Annotated in this window: 19 protein-coding genes and 1 pseudogene; 19 read left to right on the forward strand and 1 reads right to left on the reverse strand. The window is 50.4% G+C overall.

Annotated features, from left to right (window positions below; genetic code table 11):
• The first annotated feature begins 12 nt into the window (after positions 1-12).
• The 4 genes from BZJ17_RS02480 (at position 13) to flgL (ending at position 5311) form a co-directional block, all read left to right on the forward strand.
• Positions 13-1101, forward strand: coding sequence for a flagellar basal body P-ring protein FlgI (locus BZJ17_RS02480; protein ID WP_069589303.1), 1089 nt, complete (start codon positions 13-15; stop codon positions 1099-1101).
• Positions 1102-1110: 9 nt separating this feature from the next.
• A complete protein-coding gene (gene flgJ, locus BZJ17_RS02485; protein ID WP_077639647.1) occupies positions 1111-2064 on the forward strand; it encodes a flagellar assembly peptidoglycan hydrolase FlgJ in 954 nt (317 codons plus the stop codon).
• A gap of 164 nt (positions 2065-2228) precedes the next feature.
• A complete protein-coding gene (gene flgK, locus BZJ17_RS02490; RefSeq protein WP_077639648.1) occupies positions 2229-4106 on the forward strand; it encodes a flagellar hook-associated protein FlgK in 1878 nt (625 codons plus the stop codon).
• A gap of 11 nt (positions 4107-4117) precedes the next feature.
• A complete protein-coding gene (gene flgL / locus BZJ17_RS02495) occupies positions 4118-5311 on the forward strand; it encodes a flagellar hook-associated protein FlgL (RefSeq protein WP_077639649.1) in 1194 nt (397 codons plus the stop codon).
• Positions 5312-5409: 98 nt separating this feature from the next.
• Here the strand turns inward: flgL and BZJ17_RS02500 are convergent, their stop codons facing one another.
• Entirely contained in the window at positions 5410-7512 is a 2103-nt protein-coding gene (locus BZJ17_RS02500; protein WP_077639650.1) for a tetratricopeptide repeat protein, read from the reverse strand.
• A gap of 447 nt (positions 7513-7959) precedes the next feature.
• Here BZJ17_RS02500 and BZJ17_RS02505 point away from each other — a divergent pair, with 447 nt between their 5' ends.
• The 15 genes and pseudogenes from BZJ17_RS02505 to fliJ all read left to right on the forward strand — a co-directional run bounded on the left by BZJ17_RS02505 (position 7960) and on the right by fliJ (position 23169).
• Positions 7960-9102, forward strand: coding sequence for a flagellin (locus BZJ17_RS02505; protein ID WP_077639651.1), 1143 nt, complete (start codon positions 7960-7962; stop codon positions 9100-9102).
• 265 nt (positions 9103-9367) lie between these two features.
• Positions 9368-10492 carry a flagellin gene (locus BZJ17_RS02510; protein ID WP_077639652.1) on the forward strand — a complete coding sequence of 375 codons (1125 nt, stop codon included), beginning with the start codon at positions 9368-9370 and terminating at the stop codon, positions 10490-10492.
• 63 nt (positions 10493-10555) lie between these two features.
• Complete coding sequence (locus BZJ17_RS02515) at positions 10556-10990, forward strand: flagellar protein FlaG (protein WP_069589313.1); 435 nt, start codon at positions 10556-10558, stop codon at positions 10988-10990.
• Between the two features lie 18 nt (positions 10991-11008).
• Positions 11009-12367, forward strand: a complete 1359-nt coding sequence (gene fliD, locus BZJ17_RS02520) for a flagellar filament capping protein FliD (RefSeq protein ID WP_077639653.1) — start codon at positions 11009-11011, stop codon at positions 12365-12367.
• Between the two features lie 11 nt (positions 12368-12378).
• Positions 12379-12672, forward strand: a complete 294-nt coding sequence (locus BZJ17_RS02525; protein ID WP_131825260.1) for a hypothetical protein — start codon at positions 12379-12381, stop codon at positions 12670-12672.
• Between the two features lie 12 nt (positions 12673-12684).
• The gene (gene fliS / locus BZJ17_RS02530) at positions 12685-13089 is read left to right on the forward strand and encodes a flagellar export chaperone FliS (protein ID WP_069589317.1); all 405 of its coding nucleotides are present in this window, start codon (positions 12685-12687) and stop codon (positions 13087-13089) included.
• Positions 13090-13255: 166 nt separating this feature from the next.
• Complete coding sequence (locus BZJ17_RS02535) at positions 13256-14740, forward strand: sigma-54 dependent transcriptional regulator (protein WP_077639654.1); 1485 nt, start codon at positions 13256-13258, stop codon at positions 14738-14740.
• A gap of 139 nt (positions 14741-14879) precedes the next feature.
• A complete protein-coding gene (locus BZJ17_RS02540; protein ID WP_077455547.1) occupies positions 14880-15929 on the forward strand; it encodes an ATP-binding protein in 1050 nt (349 codons plus the stop codon).
• A pseudogene (locus BZJ17_RS02545) lies at positions 15926-17077 on the forward strand (sigma-54 dependent transcriptional regulator); the annotation flags it as partial. The gene BZJ17_RS02540 and the pseudogene BZJ17_RS02545, both read left to right, overlap by 4 nt.
• A gap of 157 nt (positions 17078-17234) precedes the next feature.
• Complete coding sequence (gene fliE / locus BZJ17_RS02550; RefSeq protein WP_069587134.1) at positions 17235-17546, forward strand: flagellar hook-basal body complex protein FliE; 312 nt, start codon at positions 17235-17237, stop codon at positions 17544-17546.
• Between the two features lie 15 nt (positions 17547-17561).
• Complete coding sequence (fliF, locus tag BZJ17_RS02555) at positions 17562-19340, forward strand: flagellar basal-body MS-ring/collar protein FliF (RefSeq protein ID WP_077639655.1); 1779 nt, start codon at positions 17562-17564, stop codon at positions 19338-19340.
• Positions 19330-20385: a flagellar motor switch protein FliG gene (gene fliG, locus BZJ17_RS02560; RefSeq protein WP_069587136.1), complete on the forward strand. Its 1056-nt coding sequence runs from the start codon at positions 19330-19332 to the stop codon at positions 20383-20385. Before fliF ends, fliG begins: the two co-directional genes overlap by 11 nt.
• A gap of 25 nt (positions 20386-20410) precedes the next feature.
• Positions 20411-21400: a flagellar assembly protein FliH gene (fliH, locus tag BZJ17_RS02565; protein ID WP_077639656.1), complete on the forward strand. Its 990-nt coding sequence runs from the start codon at positions 20411-20413 to the stop codon at positions 21398-21400.
• Positions 21397-22716, forward strand: coding sequence for a flagellar protein export ATPase FliI (fliI, locus tag BZJ17_RS02570; RefSeq protein ID WP_077639657.1), 1320 nt, complete (start codon positions 21397-21399; stop codon positions 22714-22716). Before fliH ends, fliI begins: the two co-directional genes overlap by 4 nt.
• A 3-nt stretch (positions 22717-22719) precedes the next feature.
• Positions 22720-23169, forward strand: a complete 450-nt coding sequence (gene fliJ / locus BZJ17_RS02575) for a flagellar export protein FliJ (RefSeq protein WP_069587140.1) — start codon at positions 22720-22722, stop codon at positions 23167-23169.
• Positions 23170-23247 lie beyond the last annotated feature (78 nt).

Below are 23247 nucleotides of genomic sequence, written 5' to 3' on the forward strand. Positions count from 1 at the left end.
CGGAGAGTTGACGTGAAAAAGTGGTTGTTATCGATTGTATTGCTGGTGGTGGCGTTTCCGAGCCTCGCGGCACGCATAAAAGATGTGTCGGAAGTGGCAGGCGTGCGCAGCAACACCCTGACAGGCTATGGTCTGGTCGTGGGTTTGCCGGGCACCGGTGAGAGCACGCCGTTTACCGATCAAAGTTTTAAATCTATGCTGGAAAACTTTGGCATCCAGCTGCCACCCGACATCAACCCTCAGGCAGCCAACATTGCGGCGGTGGCTGTTACGGCAGATTTACCCGCTTTTGCGAAGCAGGGTCAAAAACTTGACGTTACGGTTTCCTCGATTGGTTCGGCTGAAAGCCTGCGCGGGGGAACGCTGTTGCAAACCTTCCTGAAAGGTTTGGATGGTAACGTCTATGCCATTGCACAAGGCAACTTGATTGTGGGTGGCTTTAGCGCCACGGGGGCGGATGGCTCACGATTAGTGGGGAATACACCAACGGTTGGCCGTATCACTAATGGCGCGTCTGTTGAGCGCGAAGTGCCCAATCCCTTTGGTCGCGGCGATTTCTTGACCTTCAACTTATTCCAAGCAGATTTCACCACTGCCCAACGTATGGCGGATGCCATTAATCGCTTCTTAGGCCCTTCAATGGCCTCAGCGATGGATGCGACGTCTATACGTGTTCGAGCGCCTCGTGATGTCAGCCAGCGCGTCGCGTTTTTATCGACGGTGGAAAACATTGAATTTGAGCCGGGCGATGCCGCCGCCAAGATCATTGTAAACTCCCGCACGGGGACGATCGTGGTGGGACAAAATGTTCGTTTGCGACCTGCGGCGATCACTCATGGTGGGATGACAGTATCCATTAATGAAGATTTCAATGTGAGTCAGCCTAATCCGCTCGGGGGCGGGGAAGCGATCGTTACGCCGGATACTGATATTGAAGTGCAAGAAGAAGAGGGGCGGATGTTCCACTTTAAGCCGGGCGTGACCTTGGACGACTTGGTACGTGCCGTTAATGGCGTGGGGGCAGCACCGTCAGATCTGATGGCAATACTGCAAGCGCTGAAACAAGCAGGTGCCATTGATGGCCAGTTGATCGTGATATAGGGCAGAACAATGAAATCACCGGTTGATAGCCAGTTTGTGCATGACATTAGCCAGCTCGATTCACTACGGCAAAAAGCCGTAAGTGGTAAAGATGGTGATGAAAAAGCGGCATTGCGGGCGGCGGCAGAACAGTTTGAGTCGTTGTTTACACAAATGCTGTTCAAATCGATGCGAGAAGCGAATGAAGCTTTTGAATCGGATTTGATTGATAACCGCACGTCGAAATTTTACGAGCAAATGGCCGATGAGCAACTTGCCAGTGAACTGAGCCGAGAGGGTTCCCTCGGCCTGGCAGATATGATTGTGCAACAGCTAGGCAGCGCGCAATCGGGTGAGCCCCAAACCAACTTAAAAGAGGCCGCTTTCGCATCCGCGAACGCACTGCCCGTGAATAAAGATCAAAGTCGGCAAGCGGCAGAACAAGCAATGGTTGAACTGGACAGACAATCTATTGCGCCGCCAAGTATTCCAGAGCGTCCTATACGTAAAGAATCGTTTGATTCGCCAGAATCATTTGTGCAAACCCTCACGCCTCACGCACGTCGAGCCGCTCGGGCGCTAGGTACCGATCCTGCGATTATTCTTGCGCAAGCGGCGCTAGAAACGGGATGGGGTAAAAAAGTGATCGCCAATGCGCGCGATAACAGCCATAACTTGTTTAATATTAAGGCCGATAAGCGCTGGCAAGGCGATAAAGTCGCGACGCAGACCTTAGAAGTCTATGATGGCATACCGGTTCAAGAAACCGCGAGTTTCCGTGCCTACCCATCGTATCAAGATAGCTTTGACGACTTCGTCTCTTTCCTCAATAGCAACCCTCGCTATCAGCAGGCACTGTCCCAGTCCGCACAACCAGAGCAATTTATTCGCGAGTTGCATCAGGCCGGTTATGCGACCGATCCGGATTATTCGAACAAGGTGCTCCGCGTGCTCGATCAAGTCCGCGGCATGATGGATCAATAACGGCAGGCAAGGGCTTGCCGTTGTCCTTTCCTTTCTTTGTCTCATGTTGAAGAGTTATATTAACTTACTGATTTTTATAAAATAAAAAGCCTATATTTCTATTGGCTCAATTCTTGCTTTGATTCCTGTATCTCGTTTCTATTGCCGGGTTTTCTGGAGGCACAATGGGCTTTGACCTGCTTTCCCTTGGGTCGCAAGGTGTACTCACCGCACAGCGACAACTTAATACCACAGGTCACAATATTTCCAATGTGAACACTGAGGGTTATAGCCGTCAGTCTGTTGAGCAACAAGTTAACGATCCTCATTATTGGGGAGGGAATAACTACGGTGACGGCGTACACGCCGCTGCAGTGCGCCGTAATTACGATAAGTTTGCCGTTAATGAGCTCAATATTGCTACCTCCAATTTAGAACATGCCGCCGCGCGCAATGATCAGCTTGGGCGCCTTGACGATATGATGGCGCACTCAGCGCGGAAAATTCCTGACAATATGAATGAGTTCTTTGGTGCAGTAAAAGGCCTCACCGATAGCCCGAGTGATATGGGAGCGCGTAAGGTGGTGCTAGAGAAAGCGCGCATGGTGTCTGCTGGATTAAACGACGTATATGGCGTACTTCAGCAGCAGTCGATTGATACCTCCTCGCAAATCGATGCCACGGTCAAGCGTATGAACGATATTGGCCGCGAAATTGTTGATATTCATAAAGCTATTCTGAAAACACCGGGCGAGCCGAACGATCTACTTGACCGTCATGACAAGCTCATTCGTGAGTTAGCTGAATACACCCAAGTCAGTGTTAATGCGCGTGAAGATGGCTTATTTAACGTCATCATCGGCAGTGGTCATATGTTAGTGTCGGGGATGAACAGCAGTGAACTCACTACTTTACCGGGAAAGCCTGATCACCAAGAACGTCAGCTGGCCTTGGTTGAAGGGAAAAGCGTGAAGGCGATTTCTAATCGCGATATTCGCGGTAAGCTCGGCGCGTTATTTGAATATCGCGACCAGACACTGGGTCAGGCGCGCGACGAACTTGGCCGTATGGCGATTGGATTTTCTCAAGCGTTAAACGATTTGCAAGGACAAGGCTTCGATCTAAATGGTGAGATTGGCAAGAATATCCTGACCGACTTTAATGACGACCGTATTGCGGCATCTCGGGTGATCAAAAATGGTGATTCGACCGCCGATCTTAAAGTGTACATCGATGATCTTCAGAAGCTTAAAATTGGTGATTATCAATTAAAATTTGATGGTGCGCAATACACACTCACGTCACCTGATGGTCAGCAATCAACGGTAACGCCAAGCGGAACACCGCCAAGTTTTAATGTAGATGGCATGCGCGTTCAAATCGACGCTAACCTTGCGCCTAACGAACGGGTCTTTTTGCGGCCCGCGCGTGCAGCTGCAGGGCAAATCCATATGGTGATGGATGATCCTGCTGGCATTGCCGCTCAAAGTTATGTCAGCGCCAGCTCAATTAGCCATGGTGAGGGGGATGTGCGCGTACTACAGTCTGGGGCTCAGAAAGAATTCCAAGTTCGCATATCACCCGATGGGAGTCAGTTTGCGGTCACGGATACAGACGGACAAGTACTGCTTGCCCCCCAAGCGTATCCGCCAACTGGGCCGATTAACGTCAATGGCACTTTGATTGAGATTAACGATAAAGCGGCGCCTGACGACATTCTTGCCATTAGTCTGATCCCAGCAGATGGCGACAACAGTAACCTGATCCGAATGCAAGAATTGCAAACGCAAAAGCTGATGGATAACGGACGTTCTACCTTGTTGGATGTGTATGAAGGGTTGAATACCGACCTTGGCGTACAAAAAGCGTCGTATGAACGACTGCAAGATGTCAGCTTGGTGGAGCATGATGCGGCCGAAGGACGCGTTGCTGAAATCGCCGGGGTCAATTTGGACGAAGAAGCCGCGAATATGATGAAGTTTCAACGTGCCTATATGGCGGCGTCGCGCATTATGACAGCGGCAAATGAGACGTTTGATTCACTGCTCAATGCGACACGATAAGGATAGCTATCATGATTAGCCGTATTGCCAGCTTTCACAACTACCAGTCAGTGTCTAACGATATCATGCGCCAGAATATTAAGGTGCAAGATAATCAAGAACAAATGGCGACCGGTAAGCGGGTGATCACTGCAGGTGATGATCCTGTGTCGTCAATTTATATTCAGAATTTCCGCCAGCAAGACGAACAAATTGATCAGTTCATTGACTCGATAACGTTAGCGAGAAACCGCCAAACGCGTGAAGAGATCGCGATTGATGAGTCTGAGCAATTGATGGACAGTGCGAAACGCAAAGTGATGGCGATGATCAACGGGTCGCTATCCGATGACGATCGCACCGCGCACCGTCAAGACTTGCAAGGTATGTTTGATAATTTTATGGACTTGGTGAATACCAAGGATGAATCAGGCAACTTCTTGTTCTCAGGGACCCAAACCAGCACGCAACCTTTTTATCGCGACAGTCAAGGCAATGTCCGTTATGCCGGTGATAGCTATTTTCGTACTGCGCAAGTTGCCCCCGCGGTAGAAGTGCCCACATCGGATCCGGGCGATAAAATGTTTATGGAAATTGATAACCCCTATGGGGATTATCAGCCCGAGTACGATTTGCAAGATGGCTCCTTGTTGCTACTTGCTCGCGCAGAAAACAGCAATAATGCAGACAACGCCGCGTATGCAGTGACCTTTGATGTAAATGCCAGTGGGGATACAACCTATTCATTGACCCAAAACGGGACCGAAGTGAGCACTGGGCTCTACGATCCTCAAAATGGGATTGAGTGGAACACGCTTAAAATGACCTTTGAAGGTGAGATGAAGCCCGGCGATACCATTGCACTCGAGCGTCAAGACACCTTCACCATCTTTGATGCGTTTAAAAATGGTGCCGCGTTGTCGTATGCTGACATCGATGATGCGTCTGCAACCGCAGAGCTGCATCAAGTCACCGATCAGTTTGCAGCGGCCTTCAAACACTTAAACAAGGCCCGTTCTGAGGTCGGGACACGTTTGACTACGCTAGATCGGCAAGAGAGCATGCACAAAGATTTCAAATTGGTGCTAAATCGCTCATTGGGCACTATGGAGGACTTGGACTATACCCAAGCCGCGATAGATATGAATGAAGACATGTTAGCCCTACAGGCATCGCAACAAGCATTTGCTAAAACGAAAGACTTATCGCTGTTCAACTATATCTAATCCGCATCGTCAACGTGCTTTAACGGTGAGACGTTTCTATGAAAAGGGCAGTATTGACTGCCCTTTTGCTGTTAGTGGTATTGAGACAACGTCAGTTATCAGGTCAATAAATCGCGATACATGGCCTGTGCCATGGCGTCCAATAGCGGCTTTTTATCGTTCATTAAGGGTGGATAGCAGAACGCATACTCTTGATGGCCAGACATTGCGACCGCTTGCATAGGATCACTGTCTTTGTGACCGGCAAAAAAGACATAACAAGGTGCCCCTACCGCAACGGCGGTCCGGTGAACAGCGGTACCTGCGGTAAACACGCCGTCAATGGATGCCATAACATTCGCACTCCCGACAAAATCATCCTTGAGATCCAAGCTTGGCAATTGCACAACCTCGACCCCAGTTTGCTTTTTAACTTTGGCCAGCTCTTTTGAGCAGTCGCCATACTGTAGGTTCACAAACTGAACCTTAGGATGAAGGGAGCGCATTTCCGTTAACCATTGCCCCAGTTCATCGGCAATCAAATAATGGATATTCCGTGTTGCCTCCGCCAAGCCACTTCGCCAGCAAACGCCAATAACTGGCCCTTGTGCTTTCAGTTCATCTAGCACCGATTGCCAAGGTGTCTCTTGAGTCGCCGACGCATGAATATAGGTTTGCTGGTAAAGGTGGCGTTCGAAGTGCTGATAACAAATTCCCGCCAGTGAGCCGCCCGCGACCCAGCTATTGATATCGGCCAACACGTGATCAGGAATATGGATATCTTTCCCATCAGTACGTGAAATAGGCACGATCTCTGTGGTGGGAAAGGCAGCTTTGAGCACGGGCTCAAGACGAGGATCACAGCCAACGTAGACCTTTCGGGCACGTTCCACCACCATAGGCACATTATGAAAATAGGCGAGCTCATCCCCGACACCTTGTTCAGGCATAATGAGTACAGCATCGCTTTCGGGACGAGAAAGGTCCCAACGTGGTAACTCACCGTGATATTTCAGTCGACGCCCACATTCAATGCCAGCTTCGTTGGCCTCATAAAATGCGGGCCATGCCATCTGAGTGCGATAGACAAACGCTAAGTTAAAGCGCAGCGCGTGATCATCCGGGCTGTCAGCCAATAGCGATTCGAGACGCTTTTGCGCGCTATCAATGTTGCCTAAATACCAATCTAATTCGCCTAATTGCGCTTGCAAGGTATTCGCATGCTTACCCACGACGTATTGGCAGGCTTTTTCGTGAATATGGTAGCAATGGGTCAGTTTTTCGTGGGTAAATTGGTGATGCTGTTTCAAATGCTCAAATGTGGCACGCGCCAGCGCATAATGTAACTCTCCGCGCTCAGGGTCTTCCCGCAAGCACTGCTTAGCAAGTTTACTGGCTTCTAACCAGTTTCGCTCATTGAGGTAAATAACCAATAATTGTCGGAGAAACGCTGGATCTTGGCTTTGTTTATACACGCTCAGGCAGCGTCGTCTCGCGTGGGCATAGTGGCCTAATCCCGATTCGGCTTTGATCAGAAGCAGTTGCCAAACTGGATGAGCTTGCGCTTTATCACTGCCTCGGAGTAACAACTGATGAGCTTTTCCGAAGGCTTCATCATCCAGCGCATACTGCGCCAGTGCCATCAGTGCCGGCGGGTAATCCGGCTCAAGCGTTAAGATCGTTTGATAGAGCTGTTCGCCTTGCTCCACATGTCCATCAGCCATGAAGTTCGCCGCTAATGTCATGGTTTTCTCAATTTCTTCGGCGAGCCCTTGATTTTTGAGTTGGTGTAACTCGTCACGTAATGCATGGGTACGACGGCTTTCGCCTTTATGGCCGAGTTTGTCAGTCAGTTGGGCACGTAGGTTCAGAATGTCAGGGTTGGTTGGCGCGGCAACAAATAGACGTTCGACGATCTCCATCGCTGCCGTGTTCTTTCCTTGTTGAACCAGCAGCTGCGCTTTATCAAACAGTAATGATAAATCGTCGGGAGTGAGTGCCAGTGCATGGTTGATATGCGCCATCGCCTGCTCGAGATTGCCTTCCTCCGCATCTAATACGGCGAGGACTTGCCGCACTTGTGCCGCATCGGGCGCATGAGACAAAATTTGCTCGAACACGTCGCGGGCGTCCGCTTTATTTCCTTCCTGATAAAGGTTTATGCCGAGTTTAAATGCCTCATCCAACGTCATATTGGTATGGCCATCGTTATCTTGGGTCATAGATTGCGTCGTCCTATTCTAGCTGTGGTGAGCACGGCCGTTGGCGCTGCCTGTCAAGGCAATGGCGCTGTATGGCAAGCCAAGGTTAATGCAAAAAATGTTCCTTTGATCTGTGGGTTAGCGTGCTTGGCAACTTACTTGCAAGGTAACAAGGCAAATAAAGTTGGATAGGCATTGCCGCTCGTTTGCCGCTTTCGCCGCATTTTATGGTTTAGGCGTTGCCTCTTAAGACGATTGGTTGAGTAATAAAAGACTATAAATCATTGATTAAAATGAACTTTATAAAGTTGGCACACATATTGTATTAAATTCATCAAGCGGCCAGTTTTTGAACGGGCTGATCTTGAAACTGATTAACAAGCTGTTCCCGCAGCACCGCAAACAAACAGTGCAACACGTCGCGGGTAGGCTGTTTCGCAAAGCAAGCGAAAGTCAAAGGAGAGCAAAATGGGTGTAACAGTTAACACCAACGTGTCTGCGATGACTGCGCAGCGTTACCTGAATAAAGCGACTGATGAGTTGAATAATTCAATGGAACGTCTGTCGTCAGGTAGCCGAATCAACAGTGCTAAAGACGACGCGGCGGGTTTGCAGATTTCTAACCGTTTGGTTGCTCAGACGCGTGGTCTGGATGTGGCAATGCGAAACGCCAACGATGGTATTTCGATTGCGCAGACCGCTGAAGGCGCCATGCAAGAATCCACTAACATCTTGCAACGTATGCGAGATCTCTCATTGCAGTCAGCGAATGGCGCGAACGGTAAATCCGAGCGTATCGCGATTCAAGAAGAGGTTGCAGCCTTGCAGGATGAGCTAAACCGTATTGCAGAAACTACGGCTTTCGGTGGGCGACGCCTACTCAACGGCTCTTTCGGGGATGCGTCTTTCCAAATCGGTGCCGATGCTGGTGAAGCAATCATCATGGGTTTAACCAGCATTCGCGCGGATGATTTCCGCATGGGTGGGGTTGAATTCGTTGGCACGGAGTCAAAATCGGCTGACTGGCAAGTTGACCCGACCGCATCAACACTACAGCTGCAATTTACCACCAAAGACGGTGAAAATGTCAGCTTAACGATCGGTGCCAAGCCAGGTGATGATGTTGAAGAATTGGCCAGTTACATTAATGGTCAATCCGATGAAATGCTCACTGCGTCTGTCGATGAAGAGGGGCAATTGCAAATCTTTATCGAAGAGCCCAAAGTCGAAGGCACAGTTACCTTCGGAGGCGGACTTGCGACATCGTTAGGACTGGTTGCCGGTAACGGTGACTTGATCACTACCAAAGACATCGACGTCTCGGATGTGGGCGGTGCACAAATGGCCGTTGGTGTGATTGACTCCGCGATGCGTTATATCGACAGTCAGCGTGCTGACCTAGGTGCGAAGCAAAACCGCTTGAGCCACACCATCAGCAACTTGTCGAACATTCAAGAGAATGTGTCTGCGTCCAATAGCCGGATTCGCGATACTGACTTCGCGCGCGAAACCACGGCCATGACGAAAGGACAGATCCTCCAACAAGCGGGGACGTCGATGTTGGCTCAGGCCAAACAGATGCCTCAAGCTGCACTGAACTTGCTTCAGTAACACTGACAAATCAAGCAACTAAAAAGCGGCAAGTGATTGCCGCTTTTTTTATGTCATTTTTTTCGCGAATCACGCTAAAGATATTTCTCCTGTGGACGTTAACTTCCATAGCACCATGAAGCGACGGTGGTTTAGCCATCGTCAGCACGCAAAAAATACTAAAGCTTTTTGACTGTGCGCCGCTAAATGGGTTGTGAAAGATTTTCGAACTGGTTTTCCCTGGTCAGCTGGGCGAAGCCGGACCTAGAACCAAAGGAGAATAGTTATGGCTATTACAGTTAACACTAACGTCCCTGCAATGACTGCTCAGCGTTACTTGAATAATTCAACCGACGCGCTGAACAACTCAATGGAACGTTTGTCATCCGGTTATCGTATCAACAGCGCCAAGGATGACGCAGCGGGTCTACAAATTTCTAACCGCTTGATGTCTCAAAGCAGCGGTCTGGATGTTGCCGTACGTAATGCCAACGACGGTATCTCTATGGCGCAAACTGCCGAAGGGGCGATGGAAGAGTCAAGTAACATCTTGCAGCGTATGCGTGACCTATCCTTGCAGTCCGCTAACGGTGCAAACGGTGATTCTGAGCGTGCAGCTATCCAAGAAGAAGTGGTGGCCTTGCAAGACGAATTAAACCGTATTGCAGAAACCACATCATTCGGTGGTGCGAAACTACTCAACGGCACATTCGGTACGCGTTCATTCCAGGTGGGTGCGGATGCCGGTGAAGCCGTGATGATGGAATTCAAAAACATCCGTGCTGACCATGCTGAAATGGGTGGTGCTAGCTTTACTGCAGCAAACGCAAAATCAGCAGGTTGGACAGCAACAGACGGTGCAACCTTAGCCATTACTATCACGGATGCGGACGGTGCAACGACCTCTATCAACGTGACCGCAAAAGGCGGCGATGACATTGAAGAAATTGCTACCTATATTAATGGTCAGGCAGATGACAAACTGAGTGCTTCAGTGACTGAGGACGGCGAGCTTCAGGTTGTGACAGCATCCGGGTCTGATGCTACCTTTACCGGTGCATTGGCAACGTCATTGGCAATGGGTACCAAGGTTGATGAAACCATCAAAGATGTGGATGTTTCGACTATCGGTGGTGCACAGAAAGCCGTGGGTCTTATCGATAACGCGATGCAGTTTATCGACTCACACCGTGCTGAGCTGGGTGCGAAACAGAACCGTCTAAGCCACACGATTGCGAACTTGGACAACGTGAACGAGAACGTGACCGCCTCTAATAGCCGAATCCGCGATGTGGACTTCGCTAAAGAGACCACTGAGTTCACTAAGTCTCAGATCCTACAGCAATCTGGTACGTCGATTCTGGCACAGGCCAAGCAGGCGCCGTCAGCGGCACTGAGCCTGTTGGGTTAATCACGCTTTATAACCCAGTAGCGGCGGATACTCCGCCGCTACGCTAACAGGAGGTGAATCGTAATGGACATTTCATCCGTTTCAACTTCATCCCTGCCTCATACCGGCTCTTCCGACGGCACAAAGATTGCAAGAGAAGAGAGAGTAGGAAAAACTCGGCCTGATCAGGTTAGCGTGAGTCAAAACCAGCAGGCCGTTCGTCGAGAAACGCGTGAGTCTATGCAGCAGCGACGCGTTGAACAAGCGGAGCGTCTTAACGAAACCCGCGAAATGCAACGTGAGCAGCTGGAGAAGTTGGTCGAACGTCTCGATGAGTTTATGTCCTCTTTTAACAAAGGCCTAGCATTCCGGCTTGATGAGGATACGGGCAGAAGTATCATCACCGTTTATGAAATGAGCAGTGGGGATATCATCCGCCAAATTCCAGAAAAGGAAATGTTAGAGCTGGCCAAGCAATTGTCGCAACATGCGCGAGGGCTGGTGGCAGAAAAGGTATAACGAGGTGAGAGAATCGTCATGGGTGTAAACGCAGCAGGCATGGGTAGCGGTATCGATATCAATGCCATGGTCACTAAGATCGTGGATGCTGAGCGTGCACCCAAACAAGAGCGAATCGTCAAACGCATGAATGATGTCGAAACTGACATCAGTGCGTTTGGCCGCTTAAAAGAATCTCTCGATAAACTCAAAAGTCAGATGTATGACTTTCGTCGCAACGAGTCTTATGCGGCAAGGACTGCCTCAGTCAGTAATTCTGACGCTTTAAGTGCATCAGCGAGTCCTGATGCGATCCCCGGAAAATACCAAATTAATGTTCAGCAGCTAGCGAGCACGCATAAGCTCGTTTCTGCTGGCATGGATTCTGATGCACCACTCGGTACTGGTAAGCTCACCATTACCATGGGCAACCGGACAAGCATCATTGATATCCCACAAGGTAAAAATAGTTTAACCGACGTTGTCCGTGCGATTAATAGCGACCCAACCAACCCCGGTGTGCAAGCGTCACTGATCCAAGATGACAGTGGTGCAAGATTAGTTCTCAACGGCACTAAGACGGGGGCGGGTAATCAGATTGCAGTGAATGTTGATGCTCAAATGGGGAGCGCCCTGCATCAACTGGGGTTTAAAGTCGGTCAAGTTGGCAATGGCTTGACGCAAATGCAAGCTGCGCAAGATGCGCAGATTATGATTGATGGTATTGCTTCTGTCTCGAGTGAAACCAACACCTTTACCAATGCGATTGAAGGGGTGTCACTTGACGTCAGTCAAGCTGGGGCGTCACCCATTACCTTGTCTGTTGAGCATGATCGTGAGTCGGTACGCTCCACGCTGGAAAGCTTTGTTGATAACTACAACGCCTTTTTCCGTGTGGCACAAGCCGTGGGTAAATACGATCCCGAGACACAGCAAGGTGGGCCATTAGTCGGAGAAAGTGTAATCCGTACGGCCACAAGTCGCTTACGGAACTTGTTTTCATCGCCCATTGAACAAGCACCAGAAGGGATGAAGACACTCAGCGAGCTGGGTGTAACGACCACGATGGATGGGCGGTTAGAAATTGATAGCAAGGTGTTAGATAGACAGCTTCGTCAAAATTTTAACGCTTTAGAAGGTTTCTTTGGTGGAAACAAGGGGTTTGCTCGCCAGCTGGAAGAAGTTGTGAATGGCTTTACCGGGGCAGGTGGCGCCATCAGTAACCGCGAGAATACCTTGTCTGATCAGAAGCTGCGCTTACGCGATGAGCAGCAGGAGCTGGATAGACGGATGGAAAACCTTGAGGCGCGGACCATGAAACGCTTCTCTGCCATGGAAGAAGCGACAGCGCAAATGCGCTCACAGCTTCAAGCAATGCAAAACATCATGCCAGCATGATGACGAGTGAAATGACACACTGGCTTCAGCAATTAGAAGCGATTGATGAGGCGATTGCGCATTCACTAGCCGAACGTGATGCTGATCCCGAAAAACTGGCTCAGCAATTGCATGATAGAAAGGCATTACTCGACCAGATTGCAGCGTCTTCGGAGCAGCCTGATGGTCAAGCATGGGCAAAGGCATTATCAAGAACCGAACAGCTGGTTCAAGCACTCGATAATGAAAGAGCTGATGCTGCCAAGACGTTGTTGCAGCAGCGCAAGGGTAAGCAATCTGTGCAGCTGTATAAGAAATTTCAATAGGTGAGGAAGACTATGAGAGGCTCACTACAGGCCTATAAAAAGGTCTCTGTTGACAGTCAATTAAGCGCCGCGTCGCCTCATAAGGTCATACAGATGTTGATGGCCGGTGCGATTGAACGCTTGATTCAGGGCAAGGCCGCCATGGCACAAGGCGACTTATCCGTCAAAGGTGAGCGGTTAGGTAAAGCGTTGGATATCATTATTAATCTCCGCGCTTGTCTATCAATGGATGATGGAGGCGAAATTGCCAACAACCTGGATGCGCTTTATGACTTTATGATTCGCCAAGTCAGTGAGGCCAATTTGGAAAACAAACCGGAACCCATCGACGATGTGATTGAGATTTTACGTGAGATAAAATCGGCGTGGGACCAAATTCCGTCCGAATACCATAATCTGACTCAAGCAACCAGCTAAACAGCCTACCAAAAGACTGACATGGCACTGGAGTCACAGGTTTACTGTGTCTCTGGTTGCCTTATGCGCGTTCTCTATTACAATGTCTTGATTAAAATTGAGTTTGTTACGGCTTTTTGGCACGTGACGACAATAATATATCTATCAGGGCAGACGTATCTCACACATGCAAGATTTAGCAAAAATCCTTGTTATCGATGACGATGACCAGTTTCGTCACGATCTCGGCGTGATACTCGACTTTATTGGCGAGCGTTACGCGCTTCACTCGACAGCAGATGTCAGTGACGCACTTTGGGAACAAAACTGGGGCGCATGTTTTCTTGGCCACGTCCGCTCTTCTGCCTTGCTTGAAAAGGTACTTGAGCAGCTTGCTACCTATCATCATGTTCCTGTTATCGCGATACGTCGCCACGACCGTGAGCTTTCAGGACTGCCAAACTACGTCGGTGAACTGGGTCTCCCCCTTAACTACCCGCAATTATTTGACGCGCTTCACCACTGTCGAGAGTTTGCAGGAAAACAGGCATTTAGCATTCCGCAGCTTAGCGGTGATAATACCGCCTTTCACAACATGGTCGGTAAGAGTGATGCGATGGGGCAAGTCCGTCGTTTGGTAGACCAAGTGGCTGTCACCGAAGCGAATGTATTGATTCTGGGTGAGTCGGGTACCGGTAAAGAAGTGGTCGCTCGACACATTCATCATGCTTCCTCACGAGCATCCGGTCCTTTTGTGCCGGTCAACTGTGGTGCTATCCCAGCAGAGCTTTTAGAAAGCGAGCTATTTGGTCACGAAAAAGGCGCGTTTACGGGGGCGATTTCCGCGCGTAAAGGACGCTTTGAGTTGGCCGAGGGCGGAACCTTATTCCTTGACGAAATTGGCGATATGCCCATGCCGATGCAAGTTAAGCTGCTAAGAGTGTTGCAAGAGCGCACCTTTGAGCGAGTCGGGGGAAATAAGAGTATTCGCGCGGACGTCAGAGTGGTTGCGGCCACACACCGCCAGCTTGAGCAAATGATTGAAGAGGGCGATTTTCGCGAAGATCTTTACTATCGCTTAAACGTGTTTCCGATCGAAATGCCGCCGCTTCGAGAGCGTCTTGACGACATCCCAATGCTGATACACGAACTGATGTCGCGTCTCGATAGTGAAGGAAGCAGCCGTGTGCACCTCTCACCACGCGCGATCAACTCGCTCATGGAGCATGAGTGGCCTGGTAACGTGCGTGAGCTCGCCAACCTCATTGAACGTCTTGCGATTTTGTATCCGGGACAGCTTGTTGACGTCAACCACCTTCCTGCTAAATATCGTTATAGTGATATTCCAGAATTTCAGCCGGAAGCGTATTCGGTGGAAGAAACCGCTGTGGCTGAACGTGATGCCTTAACGGCGATGTTTAGTGAGCCCGACGATGATCCTATGATGGATGAGATGCCAGGCTTTCACGATAGTCCTGGTGCGGTCGTGCTACCGCCGGAAGGCGTTAACCTAAAAGAAATGCTGGCGGATTACGAAGTTGATCTGATTCGACAAGCTTTGGAGGCGCAATCAGGCGTGGTCGCTCGCGCGGCAGACATGCTGAGTATGCGAAGGACGACGCTAGTCGAAAAGATGCGTAAATACGGGCTAAATAAAGAAGAATTGATTTAAACAGACCGTGTGTCAAAAAAGCGGAGTCAAAAAAATGACTTCGCTTTTTTGTTTCTAATTGCATGATATAAATAGCTATTTTTATGGCATAATCCCTGCTTAATTGGATAAAACCTTTATCAAATCGTGTATTGCCGAGATGGAAAGCCAATCGTCGCCACTGGGATCAGTGGACCAACAAGTTACGCGTTATAAACAAGTATTGGATGTCATGCCTGCTGGTGTGATCTTACTTGATTCAAACGGCCGAGTGGCAGAAGCCAATCCAGAGGCTCGTCGCTTGTTGGGTGAACCACTCACGCAAGAACGTTGGTTTGACGTGATCCAACGCGCCTTCTCTCCGCGTGATGATGATGGGCATGAAGTATCACTAAAAGATGGCCGCCGAGTAAAGCTTGCCATATCGGCATCAGATTCTGGTCAACTAATCTTGATTACCGATATGACAGAGACGCGCTTGCTGCAATCACGGGTCAGTGATCTGCAGCGGCTTTCATCCTTAGGGAAAATGGTGGCTTCCTTGGCACATCAGGTGCGAACACCGTTATCCAGCGCCATGTTATATGCGGCGAATTTAGGTGCGCCCAACCTGAATGAAGCCACCCGACAGCGTTTCCAGTTGAAATTGCTAGATAGGCTGCACGATCTCGAAAAGCAAGTGAATGACATGCTGTTATTCGCTAAAGGGGGCGATAACAAAGTGGTTGACCGATTTACGGTTGAGCAGCTTTTTAATGAGTTTGAGCCTATGGTGGACGCGGTCGTTCAAGGAAAGAATGTTGATTTTGCCATCAATAGTGATGACGAAAGCGTGACCTTGCTGGGAAATGTGAATGCATTAGCGAGCGCACTGAGTAACTTAGTGGTAAATGCTATTCAGGTTGCGGGAAAGGCGTGCCAAGTCGTGGTCGATGCGCGCACGCATGAAAGCAATCTCTTGTTGTCGGTTGCCGATAATGGCCCAGGTATCGCACCTGAGCTTCAGGCGAAAGTGTTAGAGCCCTTTTTTACCACCCGTCAGCAAGGGACGGGCTTAGGGCTTGCCGTTGTTCAAATGGTTTGCCATGCCCACAAAGGCACCTTGACGCTGCAGTCAGAGCCGGGTCAAGGCGCTTGTTTTACATTGTGCTTGCCGTTGGCAGACACCCCTGCTGCAAAAAGCAGTGATAGCGTAGGAGAAACACAATGAGCCAAACAACTGTCCTGATCGTCGAAGATGACGAAGGTTTGCGTGAGGCCCTCGTCGATACGCTTGCCCTTGCCGGATATCACTGGATCGAGGCCGATAGTGCCGAGCAAGCCTTGCTAACCTTGAAATCAGAGGCGGTCGATATTGTCGTTTCCGATGTCCAAATGGCCGGAATGGACGGGCTCGCTTTGCTGCGAACCATCAAAAATAACACCCCGAATTTACCGGTGTTATTGATGACAGCCTACGCCAACATTGAAGATGCTGTGGCCGCGATGAAAGAAGGGGCGATTGACTATATGGCCAAGCCGTTCGCGCCTGAAGTGCTACTCAACATGGTCAGCCGTTATGCTCCGGTTAAAGCGGACAGCTCGGACGCCATTGTCGCGGACCCTAAAAGTGTCGCATTGATGGCGTTGGCTGACAAAGTGGCCGCGACCGATGCCAATGTGATGATCTTAGGGCCGTCAGGCTCGGGTAAAGAAGTGATGGCGCGATATATCCACGATCATTCTGTGCGCGTGGCGGCGCCTTTTGTCGCGATTAACTGCGCGGCCATTCCAGAAAACATGCTGGAAGCGACACTGTTTGGTTACGAGAAAGGTGCATTTACTGGCGCCGTACAAGCTTGCCCAGGGAAATTTGAGCAAGCTCAAGGTGGCACCATTTTGCTGGATGAAATTAGCGAAATGGACTTGGGTCTCCAAGCTAAGTTATTGCGGGTACTTCAAGAGCGTGAAGTTGAACGCTTAGGGGGCCGTAAAAGCATTCAACTGGATGTTCGTGTATTGGCCACTAGTAACCGCGATCTCAAAGAATATGTGGCCGAAGGGCATTTCCGAGAAGATCTGTATTATCGATTAAACGTCTTTCCGATTACCTGGCCTGCGCTCACAGACAGGCCCGGTGATATTATCCCACTGGCGAGTCATTTGTTGTCACGCCACTGTCAAAAACAAGGCATGCCGTGCCCTACATTAAGTCAAGACGCAGAGCAGAAGCTCCTTCACTATCCATGGCCCGGCAACGTCCGTGAGCTCGACAACGTGATGCAGCGCGCTCTGATTCTGGCGAGCAATGCCTGCATTCAAGCGAGTGATATTTTGCTAGAGGGCCATGATTGGCATGATGCCGCGAACATTGCGTTATAAATTAGCCAAAATGCGTGATGCTGGGATTGAAATTCCAAGCTAACACCCTAGGATGTGAGGCCTTTGCCAACGTGGCCTCAAAGTTGCAAGTTAGCTGTCATGGCGGAGAAAATCTGACCAAGTTGACAAAAAATTGACACAGAAAGGATCGACGATGAAAGCCAATGCCCTGACCCAAGAGATGCAAGCCATGGCGGTGGCCGCGAAAAACGTGTCGCAACCTGCGACGGGCCAACAAGTGAGCCAAGAATTTGGCGATATGCTGGCTAGCGCGATCAACCATGTTAACGGATTACAAAAAACATCGGGTGAACTTGCCACGCGCTTTGATGAAGGCGACCGCAGTGTCAGTTTGTCGGATGTGATGATCGCACGTAATAAGTCGAGTGTGGCATTCGATGCAACGGTTCAAACCCGCAACAAGCTGGTTGAAGCGTACAAAGAACTGATGAATATGCCAGTGTAATGTAGGAATTAACCAGTGGCTGAAGAGAATCAAAACACCGATCTGGCAGTCTCCGAAGGGGCGGCAGCATTGCCCTCCACGGAGCTTGGGCCAGAGATGGATCAAGACGTACAAGACCCGGATGCGTTAGAGCAGTCTGCCAAGTCTGACTCGCTATTCGGCGACTTGGACATGGTACGTCAGATGATCCTCGTGTTAGCGGTCGCTATCTGCGTCGCGTTGATTATGATGCTGTTTTTCTGGGTTCAAGAACCCGAAATGCGTCCACTGGGCTCGTATGAAACCGAGGAGCTAATCCCGGTACTTGATCACCTCGATCAAGAAAAGATTAATTATCAGTTAGATGGTAATACGATTCGCGTTCCTGCGGATGACTACTCATCGATTCGTTTGGGGCTGACTCGGGCAGGATTAAACACCGCGACCGCTGAAGGCGATGATATTCTTCTGAATGACATGGGGTTTGGCGTCTCGCAACAGCTTGAGCGTGAACGCTTAAAATTGAGCCGCGAACGTCAACTTGCCGCCGCGATTGAAGAAGTTCGTCATGTCCGCAAAGCGCGAGTGCTGCTGGCGATGCCAAAGCAAAGCGTATTTGTGCGGCATAATCAAGAAGCCTCAGCGACCGTATTTCTTACGCTTGGCGGCGCGAACACACTCGGACAAGAAGAGGTAGACTCGATTGTCGATATGGTTGCCTCTGCCGTTCCATCCCTGAAACCGACCCGTGTAACGGTAACCGATCAGCATGGACGTTTGTTGAATTCGGGAAGTGAAGATCCTGCCACGGCGGCACGCCGCAAAGAATATGAGCTTGAGCGTAAGCAAGAGCGCCAGTTACGCGACAAAATCGATTCTATTCTCATCCCTGTATTGGGTTTGGGTAACTACACCTCGCAAGTCGATGTGTCGATGGACTTTAGTTCGCTAGAAGAAACCCAAAAGCAATTTAATCCCAATACGCCCGCCACGCGCAGTGAATACACCCGTGAAGACTACAATAGTAGTGATATGGTCGCAGGGATACCGGGAGCGTTAAGTAACCAGCCACCGGCGGATGCATCGATTCCTGAAGACGTTCAAGATTTGAAAAATGGTGGCGCAGGAGACACGGGCTCGGTCAGTCGTGAAGCCACGCGAAACTTTGAATTGGACACCACCATCCGTCACCGTCGTGCACAGTCTGGCATTATTGACCGCCAAACCGTCTCGGTCGCGGTCAACTTTAAGCAAAGTGTGGATCCGGAAACCGGTGATGTGGTGAAAACGCCACTGACCGATGATGAAATCGCAAAAATTCGTCGTTTGTTGATGGGCGGTGTCGGTTTCAGTGAAGCGCGTGGGGACGTGATTGAAGTCATCGCGGTGCCCTTTGTTGAGCCTGAACAAGATATGGCGATGGATGTGCCAATTTGGGAGCATCCAAACTTCAACGACTGGGTGCGCTGGATGGCGGCGGCATTGGTAATTATCGTGGTTATCTTGGTGCTTATCCGCCCAGCCATGAAAAAGCTGTTGTACCCAGCGCTCGACGAAGATGGCAATACCGTGGGGCCCAATGGCGAGATCTTGGGACCCGATGGCTTACCCATCTCTCCTGACGGTGATGACATTGGCCTGATTGGCTCGGAGCTTGATGGCTCAAGTAACTTTGCGATGTCTTCATCGGATGTGTCCTTGCCAAACTTACACAAAGATGAAGACTTGTTGAAAGCGGTGCGGGCATTGGTGGCGAACGAGCCAGACCTTGCCGCACAAGCTGTGAAGAACTGGGTAATGCAAGATGGCAAATGAAGTCGCGACAACCGGCGGTGAAGAGCAACCGGGTACCAGCTTTGATGTCAACTCGTTGAGTGGCATTGAAAAGGCAGCAATTTTGTTGTTGAGCCTGAGTGAGCAAGATGCGGCGAGTATTATTCGCCACCTTGAGCCAAAGCAGGTGCAACGCGTCGGTGCGGCCATGACCTCAATGACTGACCTTAACTCTGATAAAGTGGCCGCTGTTCACCGCGCCTTTCTCGAGGAAATCCAAAAATACACCTCAATCGGGATGGGCAGTGAAGACTTTGTCCGTAATGCACTGGTGGCTGCGTTGGGTGAAGACAAAGCCAACAACTTGGTCGATCAGATTTTGCTTGGCAGTGGCTCGAAAGGCTTGGATTCACTCAAGTGGATGGATCCGCGTCAAGTGGCGAGCATCATTATCAACGAGCACCCGCAGATACAGACCATTGTACTTTCGTATCTCGACCCCGAGCATTCCGCAGAGATCCTCTCACAGTTTGTTGAACGTGACCGGTTAGATCTGATGATGCGGATTGCCAACCTCGAAGAAGTTCAGCCTGCTGCATTGCACGAGTTGAATGAAATCATGGAGAAACAGTTCGCTGGCCAAGCGGGGGCGCAAGCTGCCAAAATTGGTGGCTTGAAGGCAGCAGCTGAGATCATGAACTATATGGACAACAGTATTGAAGGCGTGTTGATGGACTCGATTCGCGATCAAGACGAAGAGATGGCCTCGCAAATCCAAGATCTGATGTTCGTATTCGACAACCTTATCGATGTCGACGATCGCGGTATTCAAACCATGCTGCGTGACGTGCCGCAAGAAGTCTTGCAAAAAGCGCTTAAAGGTGCGGAAGATAATCTACGTGAGAAAATCTACCGCAACATGTCTAAGCGTGCGGCAGAAATGCTGCAAGACGATATCGAAGCCATGGGACCGATCCGTGTCTCAGATGTAGAAGGGGCTCAGAAAGAGATCCTGTCTATCGCGCGCCGTCTCGCGGATGCGGGTGAAATCATGCTTACGGGTGGTGGCGGCGACGAGTTCGTTTAGGCCATTCACGTATCAGAGGTAAATCATGAGCCTAGATAAGCGTCGTGGCTATATTCGTGCTGACGAAGCACAGACAGAAACCATTGATCGATGGGAACTGCCTCCTTACGGCGATAAGCAGTCTTTACCCAAAGAAACCGCACTCAACTATGACCCGAGTTGGGAGCCGGAGCCCGAACCGGAACCCGAAGAGTCGGAGCTGGCGCCTGAACCTTTAACCGCGGACGCGCTCGAAGCGATTCGCCAGCAAGGCTACGACGAGGGCCATGAAGAGGGCAAGCAGATTGGCCATCGTGAGGGGTTAGAAGCGGGCCTTGAAGAGGGACGCGAGAAAGGCCACGAAGAAGGTAAAAAAGCAGGCTTTGACGAAGGCGTCGCCGCTGGGCAAGCGCTAATAGAGGAGCGCTGCCAGCATCTAGATAGAATTTTAAATCAGCTTACGCACCCGCTCGAAAAGGTCAACGAAGATGTCGAGCAGCAGTTGCTATTGATGGTGCAAGCGTTGACCAAATCTCTGATTGGCGTCGAAGTGCAGACCAATCCGCACGTGATCTTACAAACCTTACGCGCCGCTATCGAGGCACTACCGATTGCTGATCACCCCGTTACTGTATCCCTACACCCAGATGATCACGCGGTAGTCAGTGAGGCGTACGGGCCTGATACCCTTGCCGCGCGTGATTGGACATTACAATCCGAGCCAGCACTGTCTCGTGGCGATGTGCACGTAAAAGCGAAAGACTCGGTGGTGGATTATCGTCTTGCCGAGCGTGTCGACACCTTGTTGCGAGAGTTTCATGGTAAAAACCAAACGCGCCCGTCGGACGCTGCGCACCAACAAACGGATCCTGTGACAGAATCTGAGCAAACCATGCGTGATCACACGCAACAGGAGGCGGACGCACCGCAAGAGCATGCGTCGTCAGAGCTAGACTCTCAAGCTAGCTCACAGGATGAGCAAGCACCTTCGGCTGAGCAAAACGAATCCGTGGTTCAGGACAAAGGTGAGTCATGAGTGCATTGGCAGAGCGACTCAAGCACTGGCAAGTTGATAATCTCGCCCCCAAACCCGTCGCATCGGGGAAATTGGTCCGTATGGTGGGATTGACACTCGAAGCCATTGGCTGTCGCGCGCCGATTGGCTCTGTCTGCTCGGTCGACACCCTTAATGGCACCATTGAGGCCGAAGTGGTTGGTTTTGCCGGTGAGCTACTTTATCTGATGCCCAATGAGCAAGTGTCTGGTGTGCTTCCCGGTGCACGTGTGACGCCGCTGGCAGAGCGAGGCCATTTGGCGGTGGGGATGGAATTACTCGGCCGAGTGATCGACGGCATGGGCAACCCTTTGGATGGAAAGGGCGATATCTATACCGATAAGCGTGCTAGCTTAGAAGGGACGCCAATCAACCCCTTGGCGCGCCAGCCGATTCGTGAACCCTTGGATGTTGGTATTAAGGCGATTAATGGCCTTTTAACCGTCGGGAAAGGACAACGTATTGGCTTGTTTGCAGGCTCGGGGGTGGGTAAGTCCGTGACGCTTGGCATGATGACACGCGGCACGACCGCACAAGTGGTTGTGGTGGGGCTCATTGGTGAGCGTGGTCGTGAAGTTAAAGAGTTTATTGACGATATTCTCGGTGAGGAAGGACGCGCACGCGCCGTGGTGGTTGCAGCCCCTGCCGATGCGTCACCACTGATGCGTCTAAAAGGGTGCCAAACTGCGTTGACCATTGCCGAATACTTTCGCGATCTAGGGCTCGATGTGCTCTTGCTGATGGATTCTCTGACCCGCTTTGCCCAAGCGCAGCGTGAAATCGCTTTATCGGTTGGCGAGCCACCGGCTACCAAAGGGTATCCGCCGTCGGTTTTTGCGCGTTTGCCTTCGTTAGTTGAACGTGCCGGTAATGGCGCGGTTGGGCAAGGTTCGATTACGGCGTTTTTCACTGTACTCACTGAAGGCGATGACTTACAAGATCCGATTGCAGATGCAGCCCGCGCCATTCTTGACGGGCATATCGTGTTATCGCGCGAGTTGGCTGACAGTGGGCATTATCCTGCGATTGATGTTGAGCGTTCGGTCAGCCGTGTGATGCCAAACATCACCAGTGAAGAGCAAATTCTGATGTCTAAAGCGGTGCGGCAAGTGTTATCCGTTTGCCGAAAAAATCAAGACTTGGTCTCGATTGGCGCGTACAAGCCAGGCTCAGATGCAGCGGTTGACCAAGCATTTAGTATTAAGCCGCGATTGGATGGGTATTTGCAGCAAGGTATGAAAGAAGTGGTTCCCTATGATATGTGCGTCAACATGTTACGCTCAACCTTGCAGGGGTAATCGATGGCTGATCATGCACTGACACTGCTGTTGGATAAAGCCCAAGAGGATGAAAAGCAGGCGCAGCTAGCCGTTGTCGCGGCGCAGCAATCTTTAGATAATTATTATCGCCAGCTTGAGCAAATCGAGCAGTACCGCTTGGAGTATTGTCGGCAAATGAGCGATCGCGGCCAGCAAGGTTTATCGGCCAGTGCATTTGGCCACTTAAACAAATTCATTGTCCAGCTGGATGAAACCCTAGCAAAACAGCGAGATGCTGAACATCAGTTTAAAGAGCATCTCGATAACTGCCAACAAACCTGGCATCAAGCGCGGCAGTATCGGCAATCGATAGAGTGGCTAATTGAAAAGCGTGAACGTGAGCAAGCGGAGCGAGAACGCTATCAAGAGCAGCGCCAAATGGATGAAATGGCAGCGATTATTGCTCGCCGTCGTCCTTCCCCCTTCTCTTAATCTCATAATGGCGCGATAATTGCTTTGTCATTACCACAACGAGCGAGTATTCGCCTCGCGAACAGGTAGTTTACACGG

Origin of the sequence: Salinivibrio sp. IB574, from assembly GCF_001996205.1 — a bacterium.
Taxonomy (GTDB): Bacteria; Pseudomonadota; Gammaproteobacteria; order Enterobacterales; family Vibrionaceae; genus Salinivibrio; species Salinivibrio proteolyticus.

Coding starts and splice junctions, on each gene's coding strand:
- flgJ (WP_077639647.1), top strand. CDS start 1,111: ATGAAATCACCGGTTGATAGCCAGTTTGTGCATGACATTAGCCAGCTC.
- flgK (WP_077639648.1), top strand. CDS start 2,229: ATGGGCTTTGACCTGCTTTCCCTTGGGTCGCAAGGTGTACTCACCGCA.
- flgL (WP_077639649.1), top strand. CDS start 4,118: ATGATTAGCCGTATTGCCAGCTTTCACAACTACCAGTCAGTGTCTAAC.
- BZJ17_RS02500 (WP_077639650.1), bottom strand. CDS start 7,512: ATGACCCAAGATAACGATGGCCATACCAATATGACGTTGGATGAGGCA.
- BZJ17_RS02505 (WP_077639651.1), top strand. CDS start 7,960: ATGGGTGTAACAGTTAACACCAACGTGTCTGCGATGACTGCGCAGCGT.
- BZJ17_RS02510 (WP_077639652.1), top strand. CDS start 9,368: ATGGCTATTACAGTTAACACTAACGTCCCTGCAATGACTGCTCAGCGT.
- BZJ17_RS02515 (WP_069589313.1), top strand. CDS start 10,556: ATGGACATTTCATCCGTTTCAACTTCATCCCTGCCTCATACCGGCTCT.
- fliD (WP_077639653.1), top strand. CDS start 11,009: ATGGGTGTAAACGCAGCAGGCATGGGTAGCGGTATCGATATCAATGCC.
- BZJ17_RS02525 (WP_131825260.1), top strand. CDS start 12,379: ATGACACACTGGCTTCAGCAATTAGAAGCGATTGATGAGGCGATTGCG.
- fliS (WP_069589317.1), top strand. CDS start 12,685: ATGAGAGGCTCACTACAGGCCTATAAAAAGGTCTCTGTTGACAGTCAA.
- BZJ17_RS02535 (WP_077639654.1), top strand. CDS start 13,256: ATGCAAGATTTAGCAAAAATCCTTGTTATCGATGACGATGACCAGTTT.
- BZJ17_RS02540 (WP_077455547.1), top strand. CDS start 14,880: ATGGAAAGCCAATCGTCGCCACTGGGATCAGTGGACCAACAAGTTACG.
- fliE (WP_069587134.1), top strand. CDS start 17,235: ATGAAAGCCAATGCCCTGACCCAAGAGATGCAAGCCATGGCGGTGGCC.
- fliG (WP_069587136.1), top strand. CDS start 19,330: ATGGCAAATGAAGTCGCGACAACCGGCGGTGAAGAGCAACCGGGTACC.
- fliH (WP_077639656.1), top strand. CDS start 20,411: ATGAGCCTAGATAAGCGTCGTGGCTATATTCGTGCTGACGAAGCACAG.
- fliI (WP_077639657.1), top strand. CDS start 21,397: ATGAGTGCATTGGCAGAGCGACTCAAGCACTGGCAAGTTGATAATCTC.
- fliJ (WP_069587140.1), top strand. CDS start 22,720: ATGGCTGATCATGCACTGACACTGCTGTTGGATAAAGCCCAAGAGGAT.